At 66.4% G+C, this 18,796-nt stretch carries 13 protein-coding genes and 2 tRNA genes; all 15 read left to right on the top strand.

All coding sequences use genetic code 11. The annotated features are described in order from the left end of the window. The gene (gene mrdA, locus SBI20_RS01055) at positions 1-2,118 is read left to right on the top strand and encodes a penicillin-binding protein 2 (RefSeq protein WP_317973286.1); all 2,118 of its coding nucleotides are present in this window, start codon (positions 1-3) and stop codon (positions 2,116-2,118) included. Between the two features lie 5 nt (positions 2,119-2,123). Next, entirely contained in the window at positions 2,124-3,239 is a 1,116-nt protein-coding gene (rodA, locus tag SBI20_RS01050) for a rod shape-determining protein RodA (protein ID WP_317973285.1), read from the top strand. Positions 3,240-3,342: 103 nt separating this feature from the next. Continuing rightward, positions 3,343-3,418, top strand: a tRNA-Lys gene (locus SBI20_RS01045). A 75-nt stretch (positions 3,419-3,493) separates the two neighbouring features. Then, positions 3,494-3,569: transfer RNA gene (locus SBI20_RS01040), tRNA-Lys, on the top strand. Positions 3,570-3,633: 64 nt separating this feature from the next. Beyond that, entirely contained in the window at positions 3,634-3,810 is a 177-nt protein-coding gene (locus SBI20_RS01035; protein ID WP_317973284.1) for a hypothetical protein, read from the top strand. Between the two features lie 203 nt (positions 3,811-4,013). Next, positions 4,014-6,137 carry a TonB-dependent siderophore receptor gene (locus tag SBI20_RS01030; RefSeq protein WP_317973283.1) on the top strand — a complete coding sequence of 708 codons (2,124 nt, stop codon included), beginning with the start codon at positions 4,014-4,016 and terminating at the stop codon, positions 6,135-6,137. Positions 6,138-6,235: 98 nt separating this feature from the next. Beyond that, positions 6,236-6,817: an ANTAR domain-containing response regulator gene (locus SBI20_RS01025; protein WP_317973282.1), complete on the top strand. Its 582-nt coding sequence runs from the start codon at positions 6,236-6,238 to the stop codon at positions 6,815-6,817. Beyond that, positions 6,814-8,028: a CmpA/NrtA family ABC transporter substrate-binding protein gene (locus tag SBI20_RS01020; RefSeq protein WP_317973281.1), complete on the top strand. Its 1,215-nt coding sequence runs from the start codon at positions 6,814-6,816 to the stop codon at positions 8,026-8,028. The genes SBI20_RS01025 and SBI20_RS01020 overlap by 4 nt, the downstream gene beginning before the upstream one ends. A gap of 289 nt (positions 8,029-8,317) precedes the next feature. Further along, complete coding sequence (locus tag SBI20_RS01015) at positions 8,318-9,589, top strand: nitrate/nitrite transporter (protein WP_317973280.1); 1,272 nt, start codon at positions 8,318-8,320, stop codon at positions 9,587-9,589. Between the two features lie 107 nt (positions 9,590-9,696). Next, on the top strand, positions 9,697-10,917 hold the full coding sequence (locus tag SBI20_RS01010) for a hypothetical protein (RefSeq protein ID WP_317973279.1): 1,221 nt from the start codon (positions 9,697-9,699) through the stop codon (positions 10,915-10,917). A 254-nt stretch (positions 10,918-11,171) separates the two neighbouring features. Further along, the gene (gene nirB / locus SBI20_RS01005; protein WP_317976010.1) at positions 11,172-13,730 is read left to right on the top strand and encodes a nitrite reductase large subunit NirB; all 2,559 of its coding nucleotides are present in this window, start codon (positions 11,172-11,174) and stop codon (positions 13,728-13,730) included. Positions 13,731-13,738: 8 nt separating this feature from the next. Continuing rightward, a complete protein-coding gene (gene nirD / locus SBI20_RS01000) occupies positions 13,739-14,092 on the top strand; it encodes a nitrite reductase small subunit NirD (protein ID WP_317973278.1) in 354 nt (117 codons plus the stop codon). After that, a complete protein-coding gene (locus SBI20_RS00995) occupies positions 14,092-16,716 on the top strand; it encodes a nitrate reductase (RefSeq protein WP_317973277.1) in 2,625 nt (874 codons plus the stop codon). Before nirD ends, SBI20_RS00995 begins: the two co-directional genes overlap by 1 nt. Continuing rightward, the gene (gene cobA / locus SBI20_RS00990) at positions 16,703-17,491 is read left to right on the top strand and encodes a uroporphyrinogen-III C-methyltransferase (protein WP_317973276.1); all 789 of its coding nucleotides are present in this window, start codon (positions 16,703-16,705) and stop codon (positions 17,489-17,491) included. The genes SBI20_RS00995 and cobA overlap by 14 nt, the downstream gene beginning before the upstream one ends. A gap of 11 nt (positions 17,492-17,502) precedes the next feature. After that, complete coding sequence (locus tag SBI20_RS00985) at positions 17,503-18,738, top strand: molybdopterin molybdotransferase MoeA (protein ID WP_317973275.1); 1,236 nt, start codon at positions 17,503-17,505, stop codon at positions 18,736-18,738. The last annotated feature ends 58 nt before the right edge of the window (positions 18,739-18,796 follow it).

Here is an 18,796-nt window from a genome sequence, read left to right as displayed (position 1 = left end):
ATGAAGAAGACGAAGCAGAAGCTCCCGCTCACTTCGGCCATCCTTGCAGACCGCTTCGAGCGGCGCACGTTCGTGCTGGGCATGGGGCAGGCGACGGTGGGCGTGCTGCTGGCCTCGCGCCTGGCCTATCTCTCGATCTTCGAGAACGCCAAGTACAAGGCCGCCTCGGAGAGCAACCGCGTCAACCTCTCGCTGATCCCCCCGCGCCGGGGCTGGGTGCTTGACCGCAATGGCGCGGCGCTCGCCTCCAACCGCGCCGATTTCCGTGTCGACGTGATCCCCGACCGGCTGGTCGATGCCGATGCCACGCTGACCCGGCTCTCCGGGCTGCTCGGGCTGACGGCAGACAAGGTCGGCGACATCAAGGACAAGCTGGAAAAGGCCCGCGGTTTCCAGCCGGTCGAAGTCGCCGCCAAGCTCGACTGGGACAAGTTCGCCGCCGTCAGCGTGCGCCTGCCCGAAATGCCCGGCGTCATCCCCCAGCGCGGCTATTCGCGCTATTATCCCACCGGGCCTTCGGTCGGGCATCTGGTCGGCTATGTCGGCCCGGCCTCGGCGGAAGATTATGAGCGCGAGCGCAACCCGCTGCTGATCACGCCGGGCTTCAAGATCGGCAAGGATGGTCTTGAAAAGCACTTCGAGGCGCGCCTGCGCGGGGTGCCGGGCGCGCGCCGGGTCGAGGCGACCGCTTCGGGCCGGGTCGTGCGCGATCTTGGCACGCGCGAGGACGTGCCGGGCAAGCCCGTCCAGCTCACCATTCTGGGCGGGCTTCAAGACTATGCCGCGCGGCGCATCGGGCTCGAATCCGGCTCGGTCGTGGTGATGGACTGCCAGACCGGCGATATTCTCGCGATGGTCTCGATGCCGTGCTACGATCCCAACAGCTTCTCCGACGGCATTGGCCGCATCGAATGGAAGATGCTGTCCGAAGACGATCACGTTCCCTTGAGAAACAAGGTCTTGCGCGGTCTTTATCCGCCCGGTTCTACCGTAAAGCCGCTTGTCGCGCTCTCGTTCCTCGAAGCCGGGCTCGACCCGCACGCCAGCGTCAATTGCGCCGGTGGCCTGCGCGTGGGCAACCGCGTGTTCCACTGCTGGAACCACCACGGCCATGGCCAGACCGATATGCTCAAGGGCATCTACCAGTCGTGCGACGTCTATTTCTACCACTTCGCCCAGCAAATCGGCATGGACAAGATCGCCGCGATGGCGCGGCGGCTGGGGCTCGGCCAGGAATTCCCGATGCCCTATCCGGGGCAATCCTATGGCACGGTGCCCGATCCGGCGTGGAAGCTGCGGAAATATCACAAGGAATGGGCGATCTATGACACGGTGAACGCCACCATCGGCCAGGGCTACATGCTGGTGAACCCCTTGCAGCAGGCCACGATGGTCTCGCGCATCGCCTCGGGCCTTCAACTCACCCCGCGCCTCCTGCTCGACCGTCATCCCCCCAAGGCGCCCTCGATGGGGTTTGCCAAGGAGCATCTCGACCTCATCCATGCCGGCATGAACGAAGTGGTCAACGGGCGCGGCACGGCGGGCCGCGCGCGCCTGCCCATCCCCGGCATCCAGATGGCGGGCAAGACCGGCACCGCGCAAGTCGTCGGCCTCCAGCACGGCAACGGCAAGAACGTGGAATGGAAGCGGCGCGACCACGGCCACTTCATCTGCTTCGCCCCGTTCGACAACCCGCGCTATGCCTGCGCGGTGGCCATCGAGCATGGCGGCGGCTCGCCCTCCGCCTATCCGATCGCGCGCGACGTGATGACCTATCTGTTCGATCCGGCCAAGGCCATGGCTGCGCTCGAAGAACTCGAAAAGGGCTGGGGCGGCAACGTCCAGCAGCGCATGGCCGCGCGCTACAACAGCTTTGCCGCCCAGTTCGGCGCCAGCGCCCCGCGCGCGCCGGACGAGGAACAGGCCAGCAAGGTTGTCGAGGCCGAGAACCGCCCGACGCCCGAGCCCGCCGCCCCCCAGACCGACGCGGCCCCGCCCGCCCCCGAACCCGATGCCAATGGCGTGATCCCCTCGCCCACGACGCCCCCGGTACCCTCCGGTCCGCCGGGCAGCGCCGGCGGCCCGATCGCCCCTTCCATTCCCAATCCGGGGCTTTGACCGCGATGCGCCGCGCCTATATTCCCGCCGCCCTTGCCCGCCAGCCCTGGGGCGTGCTCCTGCCGCTGCTGCTGCTCGTCAACTTTGGCGGCGCGGTGCTCTATTCGGCGGCGGGCGGCCATTTCCAGCCCTGGGCGCTGATGCATGTGGCACGCTTCTGCGTGTTCCTGGTCATGGCCATGGTCCTCGCCCGCGTGCCGCGCGAATGGTTCAAGCGTGCAGCCCTGCCGCTCTATGGCGCCTTGTGCGTCCTGCTCGTGCTGGTCGAACTGATCGGGGGCATCGGCGGGGGCAGCCAGCGCTGGCTCAACCTCGGCTTCATGACGCTCCAGCCCTCCGAACTGATGAAACCGGGCATCGTTCTGGTGCTTTCATGGTTTTACAGCGTGTTGCCCATCGGCGAGACGCGCAACTGGCGGGCCATCGTTCCCGCCGCCGGGCTCGTGGGCTTTCCGGCGGCCTTCGTGATGCTCCAGCCTGATCTGGGGACCGCGCTGGCGATCTGCTTTGGCGCGGTGGTGGTGATGTTCCTGGCCGGGCTGCCCTTGCGCTGGTTCCTGGGCGCGGGCGCAGCCGGGGCCATTGCGGCGCCCCTCGCCTTCTTTTTTGCCCTCCACGACTACCAGCGCAAGCGCGTGCTGGTGTTCATGGACCCGGAAAGCGATCCGCTCGGCTCGGGCTATCACATCACCCAGTCCAAGATCGCGATCGGCTCGGGCGGGTTTCTGGGCAAGGGCTTTGGCCATGGCTCGCAAAGTCATCTCGACTACCTGCCCGAGGCCCACACCGACTTCGTGTTCGCCACGATGGCCGAGGAATGGGGCATGCTGGGCGGCCTCTTCGTGCTGGCGATCTTCGCCATCGTGCTGCGCTGGGGCCTGAAGGTCGCCCTGCGCGCGCCCGACCGCTTCTCGCGCCTGCTGGCCGCCGGGATGACCGCGACGATCTTCTTCTATGCCTGCATCAACATGATGATGGTCATGGGGCTGGCGCCCGTGGTGGGCATCCCGCTGCCGTTCCTGAGCCATGGCGGGTCCTCGATGATGACCAACATGATCTGCATCGGCACGATCATGGCGGTCGACCGCTGGAGCCGGCGGACGTCCACCGGACTTTCCTGAGAAAATGCACATCAAGCCTGAAAAAGTTCATTTTAGGGCTTGGCATACCCTCAAAAATCAGTATTGGGGCCGCTCCCGGGCGGCGACGGTCGCTCGGGAACCCGGACGCATAGCTCAGTTGGTAGAGCAGCTGACTCTTAATCAGCGGGTCCTAGGTTCGAGCCCTAGTGCGTCCACCAAATCCTTTCCGGTGTAACCATCACCGGCCCTGCCTGCGCTCACCAGACCGGCAGGACTTGCCCCCAGGCAGGTATGGACGCATAGCTCAGTTGGTAGAGCAGCTGACTCTTAATCAGCGGGTCCTAGGTTCGAGCCCTAGTGCGTCCACCACCCCCCCGAAATAGTAGCGCATCATTCCGCTCAAGAACGCGCGTATATTCCCGAAGACCCGGCCATGCGCCAGCAAGGGGAATACCCGGACCGGACAACGCTCAACAGTGCCATGTCCGGCGCCCCTCACCCGTCAAAAGCCAAAGATGAGCGCAACATGGGGCAATTCCCGGTGGCGATCGCCAATCGCGTGCCACAGGCTATGGCCCGGCAGGCCACCAGCACCTTCAGGGACGGCTGATCCGGCGGCATTGGACGCCGCCCCCTGCCCTGCAACCCTGCTTCCCTGAGGAGTGATCCGGGACCATTCAGGCACTTCTCCGCCTGTAAATGCCGGCCCTGCCATTTTCGCGTTTGCAGCACCCTTTCGAAATAGCTATTGCGAGTCGATTTCATTATCAAATCGTCAAGGGGGCTTTCTTGTCTGCGTTCCGGTTCATCCTGTTGAGCACTGCCACACTCATCGCTTCACCCGCCCTGGCCCAAGACGCGCCCGCACTGGAGAGCCCCGCACCGGAGGATGACGCAAGCGATCCGGCCAATACCATCCTCGTCACCGGCCGCGTCCAGCGCCTTTATCGCACCACGCAAACGACCGTCGGCAAGTCCGTCGAGGACCCCATGAACATTCCCCAGGCGATCCAGGTCATCAATTCCGACCTCTTCGCCGATCAGGGCGCGCGCGATGCAACCGATATCTACCGCAATATTTCGGGGGTCAGCTTCTTCAGCTATGCCGGGGTCACCTTCCGCGGGTTCCGGCAGGACCAGTCCTTCTACGACGGACAGCGCGGCAATCCGTTCATCGGCTTTTCCGTGCCGCAACTCTTCAACATCGAGCGCGTCGAAGTGCTCAAAGGCCCCGCAGGCCTGTTCTTCGGCCCCGGTTCGCCGGGCGGCATCATCAACTATGTCTCGAAAACACCATCAGAGAAGCGCGCCCTGCGCATGGTTCTGACCGGCGGCACCTATGCCCGCGCCGGGCTTTCAGCCGAGGCAACCGGCCCCATCGACGCCAATGGCATCGTCACCTATCGCCTCGGCGGGTTCTACGAAGCGACCGATCCCTATCGCCGCAACACGAGCAACAAGTCGCGGATCGCCGATGGCGGCATTGCCATCCGCACCAACGAGGGCGGCAAGCTGACGCTTCAGGCCACCATCTACGACAACTACCTGCGCGCCAATCGCCTGCGCGGGGTGCTGACCGACGATGACGGCCATTTCCTGTCCGACATTTCCTGGAATGCCAATGAGCGGACCGATTTCCTCCACCTCAAGAGCCAGGCCTACCAGGCCCGCTACCAGACGAGCATCGGCAAGCGCGTGACCTTCGATGCGGGCGTGCGCTATTTCAACGCCCGCGAAGTCCAGAAATACCATGAGCCGCGCGGGCTGGCCCCGAACAATCCCGACCTCGTCCGCCGCGAATTCCGCGACCAGATCCGGCCCGTGCACGGCCTGTCGTTCTCGACCAACACCACCGCCCGGCTCGATATCCTGGGCATGGAACACAAGATTCAGGCCGGTGCCGACTGGTACAACGAGAAGAGCGTGCTGAACTCGCGCATCCTGCGCGCGGGCGTCACCTCGCTCAGCCTGTCCAACCCGGTCTATGGCACATCGGCCTCCGATCCCGCGCGCGCGGCCCTGTTGCCCTATACGGTCACCGACACCCGCTCGAAACGGCGCGGCATCTACCTTCAGGACCAGATCGCGCTGACCCCGGCCCTGCTGCTGGTGGGCGGTGTGCGCTACGATCACTTCGAAGACAGCGTGACCACCGGCACCGGCCAGACGGCCAGTTCCCGCTCGTCCTACTCCGATAGCGACATCACCTTTCGCAGCGGCCTGATCTTCAAGCCCCGCCACGACATATCGACCTATTTCAGCTGGTCGCAAAGCTTCGAGCCACAGACCGCCGCCAGCCAGGACGCCAACGCAGGCGGCCCCTTCGCGCCCGTCACCGGCAACCAGATCGAAGGCGGGGTGAAGTCCCAGCTCTTCAATGGCCGCCTTCAGGCCAATCTGGCCCTCTACCGGATCGTGCGTCGCAACATCCTGCAAGTCGATCCCTCGCTGGCGCCGGTCAACGGCATCGACCAGCTCGCCCCGGTCGGCGAAGTGACCAGCAAGGGCTTCGAGATCGACCTGTCCACCGACCTTACGCCCAACTGGGTCCTGCTCGCCAACTATGGCTACAACGATACCCGCATCACGGGAACCGCGCCGGGCCAGTCGATCACCAATGCCGTCGGCAACCAGTTCGCCAACGCCCCCCGGCACAAGCTGGGCTTCTGGACACGCCATCAGGTTCCCGCGATCGACGCGGCCTTTGCCTTTGGCGGCGAATATGTATCGCGTCGCCTGAGCCTGTCGGGACAGACGGTGCGTCCCTATGCGATCTTCGACGCATCGATCACCAAGCGCCTGAAGTTTGCCGAGGTGCTGCTCAAGGTCAACAACCTCTTCGACAAGGTCTATGCGGCCTCGGGCTTCAGCGCGCAGAGCGGGCATTTTCCGGGCCAGCCGCGCACGTTTCTGGCCGAACTCCGGTTCAGGATCTGAGGTTCGGGAGCAGACTGGCGCCTCCCGCCATGCCAAGCGGCACCCGGCGTTGACGCCATATGGACATTGCGGCAAGGATGCCCCGCGAAAGGGCCTTCATGCGCATAGTCATCATCGACGACAGCGGGTTGCGTGCGACAGTTCTGGAAGAAGGCCTGCGCGAGGCCGGCTACGATGACATTCACATCGTGCCCCCGCGCGGCGCCTTTGTCGCCCGGCTCGAACGCATGGCACCCGATGTCGTGCTCATGGATCTGGGCAGCCCCAGCCGCGACACGCTTGAGGAAATGCTCACCGTCAGCCGTGCGCTGGCCCGGCCCATCGCGATGTTCGTCGACCAGTCGGACGAGGCGATGATCGGCGCGGCCATCGATGCGGGGGTTTCGGCCTATGTGGTCGACGGCTTGCGCAAGGAGCGGGTCAAGCCCGTGCTCGAACTGGCGGTGCGGCGGTTCAACGCCTTCTCGCGCATGCAGACCGAGCTGGAGGAAGCGCGCACGGCGCTGGCCGACCGCAAGCTGATCGACCGCGCCAAGTCGATCCTGATGAACCAGCGCGGCCTTACCGAACAGGATGCCTATGCCCTGCTCCGCTCGGGCGCGATGAACCAGGGCAAGAAGATCGTCGATGTGGCGCAAGCACTGATCACGGCCAGCGACTTGCTGGGAGGGGCCTCATGACCACCAAGCTGAGTATCGCGTTCCTGCCCCTGAACGACGTGGCCGTTCTGGCCGTCGCGCGCGAACGGGGGTTTGCCGAGGAAGAAGGCCTTGCCCTCGATCTCGTGCGCACGACCAGCTGGGCAACGCTGCGCGACCGGCTCGTCTATGGTCAGGTCCAGGCCGCGCACATGCTTGCCCCGCTTGCGGTCGCCGTCACGCTCGGCCTCAGCCAGCAGCCCGCCGCGCTGTCCACGCCGTTCAAGCTGGGCGTCAATGGCAACATGCTGGTCATGGCGCGCGACTTTGCCGCCGCGCTCGATCCCGATCCGGTCGCGCGGCTCGCCGATCCGCTGGGAACCGCCCACGATTTTGCCGCCGCCATCGGCCTGTGGCGACGCAAGCCGATCATCGGCGTCGTCCATCGCTTTTCCAGCCATGCGCTGATGCTGCGCTACTGGCTGGCGAGCGCAGGGGTCGATCCCGACCGCGACGTGGTGTTGCGCGTGCTGCCCCCCTCGCTCACGGTCGAGGCGATCCATGCCGGGGAAATCGACGGTTTCATCGCGGGCGAGCCCTGGGGCAGCGCCGCCATCGATTCGGGCCGGGCCGAGGCCGTGGCCGTGGGCGAGCGGATCTGGCAGCGCGGGGTGGAAAAAGTCCTCGCCTTCCGCGAGCCATGGCTGGCGGAAAACCCCGATCTGACCGACCGCCTGCTGCGCGCGCTGGCCCGCGCGGCGCTCTGGTGCGACGAGCCGGAAAACCGTCCGGCCCTTGCCGCCATTCTGGCCGAGGAACGCTATGTCGGCCAGAATGTCGAGGTGATCGAGCGGACACTCAAGGGCACGATCATTCCGCGCGCGGGCGACAGCGCGATCGAATGTCCCGATTTCGTGCTGTTCTCGCGCGAGGCCACGCCGTTCCCGTGGCGCAGCCAGGCGCTGTGGATCTATTCGCAACTGGTCCGCTGGAACATGGTCGAAGCCTCGCCCGAGATGGCCGCCCGTGCCGCGCAGGTGTTCCGCCCCGACATCTACCGCCGCGCGCTGACCGGCAGCGACCTGCCGATGCCCGGCGCCAGCATGAAAGTCGAAGGCGCGCTGACCGCCCCGCTTCCCGCCGGATCGAGCAAGGGCAACCTGATGCTCGGACCCGACCGCTTCTTCGACGGACGGGTTTTCGACCCCGAGCGGATCGACGAATATCTGGCCAGTTTTGCCTCTCAGTCATGATTTTAGCCTGAGCCGATACGTTTCCTTGGCCATCACGTAATTTTCCGACTTGCCAGATTGGGCGATTCGAAGGATTATGGGGCTGTCGCGCGATGAAGCGTGCCCATTCCGGATAGCTCGTCCCAAAGGCGGGGCGCTATTCCTACCGACATTCGCAGCAAAGCCGCTGACCGGACTTACCCAAGGGTGACGTCCGGCCTGCGGCTTTTTTCGTGTCCGCTTTCCTGATTCACCCTCCAGCCCACCACTCGACACGTCACCGGGCCGGAAAGTCACAGAGGACGTAACCATGGCAACCGCATTCATGCGCAATGACCAAGACAAGGCCGCGCCCTCGAGCGCGGCCATCCAACCGGCAGACCAGCCTTCGACCAGCTTCTGGAAGGCGGGCCACAAGCCCACGCTGATCGCTGCCTTCCTCTATTTCGACCTTGCCTTCATGGTCTGGGTCCTGCTCGGGCCGCTGGCGCCCGAAATCTCCAAGACGCTGCACCTCACCCCTGCCGAAAAGGGGCTGATGGTTGCGCTTCCCACGCTTGCGGGCGCATTCCTGCGCGTGATCAACGGCCTTCTGGTCGACCGTATCGGCCCCAAGCTGTCGGGCGCGATCAACCAGGTCATCGTCATCGCCGGCCTGTTCACCGCCTGGATCATGGGCGTGAGCAGCTTTGAAGGCACGCTTGCCCTCGCCGTGATCCTCGGCTTTGCCGGCGCCAGCTTCGCCATCGCGCTGCCGCTGGCCAGCCGCTGGTATCCGGCCGAGCACCAGGGCAAGGCCATGGGCCTTGCGGGCATGGGCAACTCGGGCACCGTGCTGGCCTCGCTGTTTGCGCCCACGCTGGCCAAGCTGTTCGGCTGGAACACCGTTCTGGGTCTGGCCTGCATCCCGCTGACCATCGTCTTCGTGCTCTACATGATCATGGCCAAGGATTCGCCCAACCAGCCCGCCCCGCGCAAGCTGATGGACTATGCCGCGCTGCTCAAGCAGGTCGATGCCTGGTGGCTGATGGCCTTCTACTCGGTCACTTTCGGGGGCTTCGTGGGTCTGGCGGCCTCGCTGCCGATCTACTTCACCGACCAGTTCGGCCTGACCACCGTGGTCGCCGGTTACTGCACCGCCTTCTGCGTCTTTGCCGGTTCGCTGGTGCGTCCGATGGGCGGCGCGCTGGCCGACAGGATCGGTGGCGTCAAGGCGCTGATGATGGTCTTCACCGTTGCCGCCCTCGCCCTCGTCGGGGTTTCGCAGGCCACCACGCTGCCCGCCGCACTCGGCTTCTTCGTGGTTGCCATGCTGGCTCTGGGCACCGGCAACGGCTCGGTGTTCCAGCTCGTGCCGCAGCGTTTCCAGGCTGAAATCGGCGTCATGACCGGTCTGGTCGGCATGGCTGGCGGCATCGGCGGCTTCTACCTCGCCAGCTCGCTGGGTCTTGCCAAGCAGTTCACCGGCTCGTTTGCCCCCGGCTTCCTGATCTTCGCAGCCCTCGCGGTTGTCGCTCTGGGCGCGGTGGCCCTGGTCAAGGCCCGCTGGCGCGCGACCTGGAAGACCGGCGCACGCATCTGAACGTACCATAGCCTCATCATTCATTGACCTCATCACACCATAACCGGGCCGGGCGGCGGATCAGGGACCACCGCCCGGCCTGACTGTCCTGAGGGGGACACCTTTCCATGAAGACCATGTCGACTGCGGCGGCCGTCCTGGCCGTCGGCGGAGCCTTCTGCGCGCACTCCGCAAAGGCCGAAGAGTTCTCGATCAAGCCGGTCGTCGAAGCCCGCCTGCGCTATGAACATGTCGAGCAGCAAGGCATTGCTGATCAGGCCGATGCCGTGACCGTGCGGGTACGCGGCGGGGCACAGGCCACGACAGGCCGCTTTACCGCAACGGTCGTGGCGCAAGGCAACCTTGCCATCGACGGCCACTACTACGACGGCCTCAACGGCGCCGCCACGCGGCCTCTCGTCGCCGATCCGCAGAATGTCGGGCTCTATATCGGCCAGCTCCAGTACAAGGCCAAGGGCTTCACCCTGACCGCCGGTCGCCAGAAGATCGTCCTCGACGACGAACGCTTCGTGGGCAACGTGGGCTTTCGCAACAATGCCCAGACCTTCGACGCCGTGCGCGCCGAAATCACCCCGATCAAGTCGGTCAAGCTCGACGTGTCCTATGTCTGGGACGTGCGCACGATCTGGGGTTCGGACGGTCACGGCGCCCGCCAGCAGGGCATCAGCGGCAACAACGTGCTGGGCAACCTGTCGTGGACGACCCCGCTGGGCACGCTGACCGGCTTTGCCTATCTCGTCGACCAGAACGAGGCCCCCGTGCAGGGTTTCCGCCTGTCGAGCCAGACCTATGGCGGTCGATTTGCCGGGACCCACGCCTTCTCCAAGGCGGTCAAGCTCGCCTATCAGGCCAGCTACGCCCACCAGTCGGACTGGCGCCGCAACCCCAACAGCTACAGCGCCGACTATTATCTGGCCGATGGCACGCTCGACGTGAAGGGCTGGAAGCTCAACGCGGGCTATGAAGTGCTCGGCGCCGATCAGGGGGTCGCCTTCACCAGCTTCCAGACCCCGCTGGGCACCAACTTCAAGTTCCAGGGCTGGGCCGACAAGTTCCTGACCACGCCCGCCAATGGCGTGCGCGATCTCTACTTCGGCGGCGGCTATGGCGCCAAAAAGTTCGGCCCGCTCACCGCGATCACGCTTCAGGGCACCTGGCACCGCTTCAACAGCGACCGCCTCGACCAGCATTATGGCGACGAAGTGGACCTGCTGGCCCAGGCCAAGCTGAAGAAGACCACCATGGCCGTACGCTATGCCCATTACGAGGCGCACGCGCTCGCGACCGATACCGACAAGGTCTGGCTCCAGCTCGACTGGGCCATCTGACACAGCCTCTTGATGGAATCGCTTGATCATTCGGGCGATTCCATTTAGGGTGGTGTCAAAGGGCAATGCTGCCCTTCTGAAAATAGCCAAGAGATCCCGCCGATGGGGTTTTGCGGCACCGTTTCATGGCAAAGCCGCCATTTCGATATCTGGTCACGGACCGGGTTTCGAAATGGCGGCTTTTTCTTTTTCCGCATTCTTTTTCTGGAGCCTCGCACATGGATGTTCAGGACGGGATCGCCCCCACCGCCGACATGCCCCGAACCGGTCAGGCCGCCCAAGCCGACCAGACCGAAAGCCTGATCGTTCCTGCCGACGACGGGCGCGAGCATCTGGTCGTCGTGGGCAACGGCATGGCCGGGTGCCGCGCGGTCGAGGAACTTCTGGCACGCGACGCGGGCCGCTATCGCGTGACCATCTTCGGCGCCGAGCCGCACGTGAACTACAACCGCATCATGCTCTCGCCGGTTCTGGCGGGCGAAAAGACGTTCGACCAGATCGTCATCAACCCGTGCGCCTGGTACGACGACAACGGCATCGAGCTGATCACCTCGGACCCGGTCACCGCGATCGACCGCGCCGCCAAGACAGTCACCGCCCTTTCGGGTCGCACGGTGGCCTATGACCGGCTGCTGATCGCCACGGGCTCCGATCCGTTCATCATCCCCGTTCCCGGCAAGGACCTGCCCGGCGTGATCGCCTTCCGCGACATGAAGGACGTCGACACCATGCTGGCCGCAGCGCAGGCGGGCAAGGCTGCCAGCCCCGGCGACGAGGCCAGCAACAGCGCGGTGGTTATCGGCGGGGGCCTGCTCGGCCTCGAAGCCGCCCATGGCCTGAGCCTGCGCGGCATGAAGGTGACCGTCATTCACCTGATGCCCACGCTGATGGAACGCCAGCTCGACGAAGCGGCAGGCTGGCTGCTCAAGACCGCGCTGGAAAGCCGGGGCCAGACCATCCTGACCGGCGCCGACACCGCCGAAATCTATGGGAACGGCAAAGTCGAGGGCGTGCGCCTGAAGGACGGGCGCGAAATCCCCGCCAGCCTCGTCGTCATGGCCGTGGGCATCCGCCCCTCGGTCGCGCTGGCCCGCGCGGCCGGGCTGGACGTCAACCGCGGCATCAAGGTCGATGACCACATGGTCACCAGCGACCCGGCGATCCTCGCGGTGGGCGAATGCGTCGAGCATGACGGCCAGGTCTATGGCCTCGTTGCGCCGCTGTGGGACATGTGCCGCAGCCTCGCCGACGGCCTGACCGACCGGCACACCGGCTATCGCGGTTCGGTCACCTCGACCAAGCTCAAGGTTGCCGGGCTCGACGTGTTCTCGGCCGGCGATTTCTCGGGCGGCGCTGGCTGCGAGGACATTGTCCTGCGCGATGCCGCGCGCGGGATCTACAAGCGCGTCGTCATCAAGGACGACAGGATCATCGGCGCCGTGCTCTATGGCGATACCGCCGATGGTGGCTGGTATTTCGACCTGCTCAAGAAGGGCGAGAACGTCGCCGACTTGCGCGACCTGCTGATCTTTGGCCAGGCCTATGCCGCGATGAGCGCCTCGGGAGGGGGCGCGCTGGACCCTAAGGCCGCCGTTGCGGCGCTCTCGGACGATGCCGAGGTCTGCGGCTGCAACGGCGTCACCAAGGGGCAGGTCGTCGGCTGCATCGAAGCGGGGGCATGCAGCCTCGACGCCGTGCGCGCCGGGTGCAAGGCTTCGGCCAGCTGTGGCTCGTGCACCAGCATCGTTGAAAACCTGCTCGCGCTGACGCTGGGCGCCGATGTCGAGGCCGGGCCGAAGACCTTGTGCAAGTGCACCAGCTTCACCCATGACGACGTGCGCCGCGAAATCGTCGCGCAAGACATGCGTTCGATCCCCGAAGTGATGCACAAGCTGCACTGGTCGACGCCCGATGGCTGTTCCTCGTGCCGCCCCGCGCTCAACTACTACCTGCTCTGCGCGCTGCCGGGCGACTATGTCGACGATCAGGCCAGCCGCTTCGTCAACGAGCGCATGCACGCCAATATCCAGAAGGATGGCACCTATTCGGTCGTCCCGCGCATGTGGGGTGGCCTCACCTCCCCGCGCGAGCTGCGCGCGATTGCCGACGTGGTCGAAAAGTTCAACGCGCCGATGGTCAAAGTGACCGGCGGCCAGCGCCTCGACATCTTCGGGATCAAGAAGGAAGACCTGCCCGCCGTCTGGGCCGATCTCAACGCGGCGGGCATGGTTTCGGGCCATGCCTATGGCAAGTCGCTGCGCACGGTGAAGACCTGCGTGGGCTCCGAATGGTGCCGCTTTGGCACCCAGGATTCGACCGGCCTTGGCGTAAAGACCGAAAAGATGACCTGGGGAAGCTGGATGCCCCACAAGTTCAAGATCGCCGTCTCGGGCTGCCCGCGCAACTGCGCCGAAGCCACGATCAAGGACTTTGGCATTGTCTGCGTGGATTCGGGCTATGAACTCCACGTCGGGGGCAATGGCGGCATCCATGTCCGCGCGACGGACTTCCTGTGCAAGGTGGCGAGCGAGGAAGAGGCGCTCGAATATTGCGCCGCCTTCATCCAGGTCTACCGCGAGGAAGCCCGCTACCTCGAACGCACCGCGCCGTGGATCGAGCGTGTTGGTGTCGACTATGTGAAGGCCCGCGTGGTCGAGGACGAGGCCGGCCGCAAGGCACTGGCCGAACGCTTCCACCACTCGCAGAAGTTCAGCCAGACCGACCCCTGGGCGCAGCGCGCCGCGGGCGACCGGGCCGACCTGCACCAGCACCTCGAACCGCTTGCCTTCCCCCTCGCCAACGCTGCGGAGTGATCAGGATCATGACCAACTGGATCGACATCGGCACCCTGAACGACATTCCCCAGCGCGGCGCGCGCACCGTGCGCTTCGAAGGGGCCAAGGAAATCGCCGTCTTCCGCACCGGCGACGACAAGGTCTTCGCCCTCGTCAACGAATGCCCACACAAGAAGGGCCCGCTCAGCCAGGGCATCGTCCATGGCCATTCGGTGGCCTGCCCGCTCCACAACTGGAACATCGCGCTCGGCAGCGGCGAGGCGCAGGGGCCCGACAGCGGCTGCACCCCGACCGTGCCGGTGCGCGAGGAAAACGGGCGCATCCTGCTCGCCCATCCCGCCAGCATCGCAGATGCCGCCAACCTTGAGGACGCCGCCTGATGGCCGCGGCGATCCGCACCACCTGCGCCTATTGCGGTGTCGGCTGCGGCATCGCCGCAACCCCTTCGGGAAACGCGCGCGAGGTTACCATCCGGGGCGACGAGGCCCACCCGGCCAATGGCGGGCGCCTGTGCTCCAAGGGCACCCATCTGGGCGAAACGGTCGGCCTTGAAGGCCGCCTGCTCCACCCGATGATCGGCGACAGGCGGGCAAGCTGGGACAAGGCGCTCGACCTCGTGGCGAAACGCTTTGCCGAAACCATCGCCCAGCATGGCCCGGACAGCGTGGCCTTCTACGTCTCGGGCCAGCTCCTCACCGAAGACTATTATGTCGCCAACAAGCTGATGAAGGGGTTCATCGGCTCGGCCAATATCGACACCAATTCGCGCCTGTGCATGTCGAGCGCGGTCGCCGCCCAGACCCGCGCCTTTGGCGAGGACGTGGTCCCGGCCTCCTACGAAGACCTCGAAGAGGCCGATCTCATCGTGCTGGTCGGCTCGAACACGGCCTGGTGCCACCCGATCGTCTACCAGCGCATCCAGGCCGCCCGCGCCGCGCGCGGCACAAAACTGGTGGTGATCGACCCGCGCCGCACCGAAACCTGCGAAGGCGCCGACCTTCACCTTGCGCTGCGTCCGGGCAGCGACGTGGCGCTGATGAACGGGCTTCTGGCCTGGTGCGCGCAGGAAGGTCTCGTCGACAAGGCCTATCTGGCCGATTGCGTCGATGTGCCCGAAGGCTTCTGGGACATGCTCGAACAGGGCCACGACTTGTGGTCGACGGCCAATGCCTGCGACCTCGATCCGGCGCGCCTTCGCGAATTCTACGAGTTGTTCGCCGCCAATCCGCGCACGGTCACCGTGTTCAGCCAGGGCATCAACCAGTCGATCCGGGGCACCGACCAGGGCAACGCGATCCTCAACCTCCATCTGGCGACCGGACGCATCGGCCAGCCGGGCGCGGCCCCCTTCTCGATCACCGGCCAGCCCAATGCCATGGGCGGGCGCGAGGTGGGTGGCCTTGCCTCGACCCTTGCCGCACACATGGACTTCGCCCCCGAAAACGTCGCGCGGGTGGGCCGGTTCTGGGCCGCGCCGCGCGTGGCGGCAAAGCCCGGCCTGAAGGCCGTCGACCTGTTTCGCGCGATGAACGAAGGGCGGATCAAGGCGGTCTGGATCATGGCCACCAATCCGGCCGTCTCGCTGCCCGATGCAGGCACCGTGCGCGCCGCGCTCGAAAAGTGCCCGTTCGTGGTCGTCTCGGATGTCATCGCCCAGACCGACACCGGCGCCTATGCCGATGTCCGCCTTCCGGCTGCCGCCTGGGGCGAAAAGGATGGCACCGTCACCAACTCTGTCCGCACGATCAGCCGCCAGCGCCCGTTCCTCCCCCTTCCGGGCGAAGCCCGGCCCGACTGGTGGATCGTGAGCGAAGTGGCCGCGCGCATGGGCTGGGCAAGCGCCTTTGCCTACGACACCCCCGCCGACATCTGGCGCGAACACGCCCGCCTGACCGCCTATCAGAACGAGGGCGCGCGCGTCCTCAACCTCGCAGCGCAGGCCACCCTCACCAACCGCGCCTACGAAGCGATGGAACCCTTCGTGTGGGGCGGCCAGCCTTTTGCCGACGGGCGCTTTTCCACCCCCAATGGCCGCGCCCGCCTCGTGCCTGTGCGCCAGATGGACCTGCAAGGCCCCCTGCCCGACTGGCCGCTGACGCTCAACACCGGCCGCTATCGCGACCAGTGGCACACGATGACCCGCACCGGCCTTGCCCCCAAGCTCGCGCGCCATCGCGAGGAACCGCTGGTCGAAATCCACGCCGACGACGCCGTGCGCTTTGGCCTGAAGGCTGGCGACCTTGCCAAAGTCTCGACCCCGCAAGGCGCCAGCATGTTCCGCGTCGCGCTCAGCGATGGCCAGCGTCCGGGCGAAATCTTCACGCCGATCCACTGGACCGACCAGATTTCCACCGGCGGGCGCACCGGCCTGCTCCCGCGCCCGCTCGTCGATCCGATTTCGGGCCAGCCGGGCTACAAGTCGACCCCGGCCATGCTCGCGCGCGTCGATACCGAATGGAAAGGCTTCCTGATCCTGCGGGGAGAAACGCCGGTCAAGGTGCCGTGCCTGTGGGCCACGCGGGTCGCCGTGCCGGGCGGCGCGCTCTATGAAATCGCGGGCAACGGCGATCCGGCGCGGATCGAGGCCTGCCTGCCTAAGGGCGAGCGGGTCGAAGCCATCGACCCCGCGCGCGGCACCCGCCGCGTGGCGATCCTCGTCGAAGGGCGGCTGGCGGGCGTGCTGATCCTCACCCGCACCGGCCTGCTCCCCTCGCGCGACTGGCTGATCGGCCAACTGGCGGCCAGCGATGTCGGCCCCGCCGTGCTCGCCGCGCGCGGGCCGGGCGCACAGGCCGACAAGGGCGCGACCGTCTGCGTGTGCTTCGACATCGGTCTCAACCAGATCGTCGCGGCCATCCGCGCACAGCATCTGGTCGATGTGCCCGCCATCGGCAAGGCGCTGGGCGCGGGCACCAATTGCGGCTCGTGCCGCCCGGCTCTTGCCACCATTCTCAATCAGGTTCAGACCCGTACCCACGAGGAGGCCCTCGATGCCGCAGAATGAACTGATCGCACCCGGTGATGTCTGGCTGGTTGGCGCGGGGCCCGGCGATCCCGACCTGCTCACGCGCAAGGCCGAGCGGCTGATCGGCGCGGCGGATATCGTGTTCTACGACGCGCTCGTGGGCCCCGGCGTCCTCGCGCTGATCCCGACAGGCACCGAAAAGGTCTGCGTGGGCAAGCGCTCTGGCCGCCACTCGAAAGACCAGGGCTCGATCGACGCCATGCTGGTCGAGGCCTCGCTCGCGGGCAAGCGGGTGGTCCGCCTCAAGGGCGGTGACCCGGCGCTGTTTGCCCGCGCGACCGAGGAAATAACTGCCCTGCGCGCCATCGGAGCCCATGTCCGGGTCTGTCCGGGCATCACGGCAGCCAGCGCAGTGGCCGCCTCGGCAGGGTTGTCGCTCTCGCTGCGCGGGATCGCCCGGCGCGTCCAGTTCGTGACCGCGCACAGCCGCAACGGTCAGGCCCTCGACCTCGACTGGCAGGCACTGGCCGATCCGGCCTGCACACTGGCCGTCTACATGGGCCGCGAAGCCGCCCCGGAACTGAGCCGCGCGCTGATGGCCGCCGGGCTTCCGGGCAGCACCCCGGCGCTGATCACCTGCGATGCCTCGCTGCCGCAGGAACAGCAATTGCGCACCCGGCTCGACCTGCTGCCCCTCGTCGCACGCGGCTTTGCCGCCGATCGCCCGACACTGATCCTGATCGGCGAGGCTGTTGAACAGGCGAGCGGCACTGTCCCTGTCGCCACTGCGGCAACCCATTCAATTCAGGACTGAGATTCAACTCCATGGCTTCCGTGCTCGAAGTCCCCTGCGCCGCCACCATCGGATTTGACGAGGCGCAGGCCATTGTCCGAACCAACAGCGCGCCCCTTGGTGTCGAGCAGGTTGCCCTGCACAAGGCCGGACGGCGCATCCTCGCCCGCGAAGTGGCCGCCCGTATCGATTCGCCCCGCCGCGACTGCGCGGCCATGGATGGCTATGCCGTCCGTACGCAGGATCTCGTCCGCGAGACCAACCGGCTCTCGCTGCAAGGCGAAAGCCACGCCGGGGACACCACCCCCGCCCCGCTCTATCCCGGCACGGCGATCCGCATCTCGACCGGCGCGCCGATGCCGCAGGGGGCCGACCGCGTGGTCGTGCGCGAACTGGCCCATGTCGAGGGCGACGAGGTGATCGTCCCGCGCGCCCAGCGCAGTTCGCACGTCCGCCCGCGCGCGTCCGACTTTGCCTGTGGCGCCCCCCTGCTCCAGCCCGGCACCCCGATCGACGCGCGCGCCATGGTCATTCTGGGCGCCGCCGATGTCGACACCGTGCCCGTCTGGCGCCGTCCGCGCGTCCACGTCCTGACCAATGGCGACGAACTCGCAGCGCCGGGCAGCGCCGCGCAAGACAGCCACACCATACCCGACAGCCTGAGCGAGGCGCTCTCGCTGATGGCCCGGCAATGGGGTGCCAAGCCCATGGGCACATGGCAATCGCCCGACCGTGCAGACTATCTGCGCGCAGTCACCCGGCAGGTGCTGGCCGATGCCGATCTGATCGTGGTGGCAGGCGGCGCTTCGCACGGGCCGCGCGACCTCGTGCGCGAGGCAATGGCGCCCCTCGGCCTCGAACTGGCTTTTGCAGGCATCGCGATCAAGCCGGGCAAGCCGCTGTGGTATGGCACGATCGGCAAGACCCACGTGCTGGGCCTGCCCGGCAACCCGACAGCCGCGCTCACCACCGCGCGCCTGTTCCTCGCCCCGCTGGTCTGCCAACTGGCCGGGGCCGGGTTCAACCACGCCCTGCGCTGGCACCCGCGCCGCCTGATCGAGCCGGTCGGCCCGGTGGGCGATCGCGACGAATTCCTCTGCGCCAGCACCGAAGACGCCCAGACCGGCAGCCCGACCGGCGTGCGCGTCCTTGCCCGACAGGAAGCCTCGGCCCAGATGATGCTGGCCCACGCCGACCTTCTGGTCGAACGCCGCGCCGGCTCCCCGGCCACCGGCGAAGGCACGATGGTGCGCTGCCTGCGTTTCTGACGCAAAATTGCCCTTTCCCGAAAATCGCCTGTGGGTAACTCGCCCAGAGCCGCACATC

This window comes from Novosphingobium sp. IK01 (genome assembly GCF_033242265.1).
In the GTDB taxonomy this organism is placed as follows: domain Bacteria; phylum Pseudomonadota; class Alphaproteobacteria; order Sphingomonadales; family Sphingomonadaceae; genus Novosphingobium; species Novosphingobium pituita.
This window is presented reverse-complemented; position numbering and strand designations above follow the sequence as displayed.